The organism is Zooshikella ganghwensis DSM 15267 (assembly GCF_000428585.1).
Taxonomy (GTDB): Bacteria; Pseudomonadota; Gammaproteobacteria; order Pseudomonadales; family Zooshikellaceae; genus Zooshikella; species Zooshikella ganghwensis.
Map to the genome: position 1 here is coordinate 1 of NZ_AUAF01000313.1, position 2320 is coordinate 2320.

At 39.4% G+C, this 2320-nt stretch carries 3 protein-coding genes; all 3 read right to left on the bottom strand.

Annotated features, from left to right (window positions below; all coding sequences use genetic code 11):
* Positions 1 to 73 precede the first annotated feature (73 nt).
* The 3 genes from F607_RS32105 to F607_RS0126385 all read right to left on the bottom strand — a co-directional run bounded on the left by F607_RS32105 (position 74) and on the right by F607_RS0126385 (position 2106).
* A complete protein-coding gene (locus F607_RS32105) occupies positions 74 to 298 on the bottom strand; it encodes a DUF5713 family protein (protein WP_051311863.1) in 225 nt (74 codons plus the stop codon).
* Between the two features lie 73 nt (positions 299 to 371).
* Complete coding sequence (locus tag F607_RS0126380; protein WP_051311864.1) at positions 372 to 1043, bottom strand: LysE family translocator; 672 nt, start codon at positions 1041 to 1043, stop codon at positions 372 to 374.
* Between the two features lie 259 nt (positions 1044 to 1302).
* Positions 1303 to 2106, bottom strand: a complete 804-nt coding sequence (locus F607_RS0126385; protein ID WP_051311865.1) for an alpha/beta hydrolase — start codon at positions 2104 to 2106, stop codon at positions 1303 to 1305.
* Positions 2107 to 2320: the final 214 nt, after the last annotated feature.

Below are 2320 nucleotides of genomic sequence, written 5' to 3' on the forward strand. Positions count from 1 at the left end.
ATAGATTCCTGTGACAATACGACGTTGATAACCGCATTCTCGCAGTTTCTATCTTTGGTACAACCTACGACTCTCAGCCAAAAAGTGTCCACAGTTTTGCTTGTAAATCATTAATGAGTTCAGTTGCTTGGCAGGTTATTGTATAAAGTTCTTCTAGCTTTTTTGGTTTTTGAGATTCAATTTCTTTGCAAGCCGTCAGAAGAATACTTTTAACCTTATCAACAAGGTGATTTGGAAAATACTCATCCGAGTACATATCAGTCAATAGTTTCGATTCATCAATTTTAAGCACCATCATCAACCTTTCCTTATTCAATTAATAACTAGGCCAAATGGTCACGACCTTTTCAAAACTCCATTTGAACCGAAAGTTATGTCCGCGTTTGAACCTGCGCGAGGCTGATACCGAACCAGACCATTACCGATCCAGCTGCTCCCTTTACAATACGCGACAAGTTACCACTAGCTTTTTTGGCAACAGACTCCGCTACAATGGCTACCGAAGAAAACCAACACCCAACAATAATTACCTGCAAGGTTACAAGAAATAAGGTCGTTAACAGTAAGCTTGATGTTTCTGTGACAAATTGAGGAAACAGCGCTAGATAGAACATTGATACCTTTGGGTTGAACAGGTTTGTGATGAAACCTGCCGACCATGCCTTGCGCCAAGAAAGACAAGATGCCCTGGTTGCTGAAACTGGTGTATATGTTGCTGTAGGTTTAGACATTGCTTGGACTAGCGAGCTTACTCCAAGATACAGCAAATAGACGACACCAATATATTTAAACACTGTAAATGCTGTAGCCGAACTCATAATCAGCGCTGAAACACCAATGACTGAGAATAAGCCATGCACATAAAAGGCTGACAGCGTGCCAGCCAGAGTCACAAATGCTGTTTTTCTACCGTAGGAAACTGAATTGTTAACTATTAGTAATCCATTAGGACCAGGAAGCATCGCACTAAGCGCAACAATTATGGCAAAACTAACAACAGACTCTACAGACAATGGGAAACCTCTCTTTATTTGTAGACACATAACTATACCCTTCACGAATGATTTCTAGGTTTTGTTATCTTCACTCCTCACCCCAATCACCTATAAATATAGGTTCATGGGGCTTCGTCACTCGATGGCCGCACCTAAAAACCATTCGTATTGGGTATATGAGTACATATTACTTTATTTTCCTACTCATAGCGCCAAACTTCGCTCCCCTAATTGTGAAGGATATAAGTTGTATATGTATAGTTAAGCGTGACTACTCTAAAAGATGTAATCACACAGGATAGCCGATTTACTGGATAAGAAAATTGCTAACTTCTTTCCACCATAACTCTCTTGCAGCAATTGGTGCAGAATTATGTCCCGCCTTTTCAAACAGCCAAAGCTTTTTTTGTGTTCCTATTGCATCATATAGTGCTTTACCGTGTTTTACCGGAATAACTTCATCCATTTCAGCCAAAACAACTGCGACCTTACCCTTAAATTTTTCGAGGTTCTCTACGCTGTTATACTGATCTAAAACCAACCAACGTGCTGGCAAATACCAGTAGTGTGTTTGTGCCAAACTAGGTAATGAATCCCAAGGTGTAAACAAAACCAATCCTGCTATTGGAACATCCAGTTTGGCAACTGCACTCGAAACCACGCCGCCACCTAAAGACTCTCCCCAAAGATATAAAGGCTCATCATAAGTCTTATGTGCAAGCTTTATTGTTTCTATAGCGTCATCCACTAGTACGGACTCACTGGGTTGCCCATCTCGACCACCATATCCAGGGTATTCAGCTAAAATAACTCTAAAGCCGTACTGTGATAAGGCATTTATATAATAACTACGATGGTAGGCTGATCCAGCATTTCCGTGAAAAATGATAACTGTACCTTTAGTATTGTCCAGCTCCCTTGCAGCTATCACACCTCGATAGTTTTGAGATGATGGCCAAAAGCGCAAACTTTCTGCAGTTAATAGCTTTTCTGATGGTTTAACACTATCAGGATAGTAGAGGAAACTCCGTTGAAATAAAAAAAGTGCCAAAGCAAGCATTAAATAGACAATCAAAGCAAAAGTGCATACATTTAAGAACTCTTTAACCATTTTGCTCACTTTTTAGATACCAGAATAAAATAAAAATAACGCATCACTCCTACAGCCTAAACAACAGGTTACAAATAAAGCTTTTTGTTAAATACAGGTTTTTCTAAGCATATTAAACTACTGGGCACCTCTAAAAATTCTTATTGATGTATAATACATAGCAGCTGAGTAATAAGAAACGAGTGCTAGCAAAATGGTGCAACCAGGTTTTTTT

Coding starts and splice junctions, on each gene's coding strand:
- F607_RS32105 (WP_051311863.1), bottom strand. CDS start 298: ATGATGGTGCTTAAAATTGATGAATCGAAACTATTGACTGATATGTAC.
- F607_RS0126380 (WP_051311864.1), bottom strand. CDS start 1,043: ATGTGTCTACAAATAAAGAGAGGTTTCCCATTGTCTGTAGAGTCTGTT.
- F607_RS0126385 (WP_051311865.1), bottom strand. CDS start 2,106: ATGGTTAAAGAGTTCTTAAATGTATGCACTTTTGCTTTGATTGTCTAT.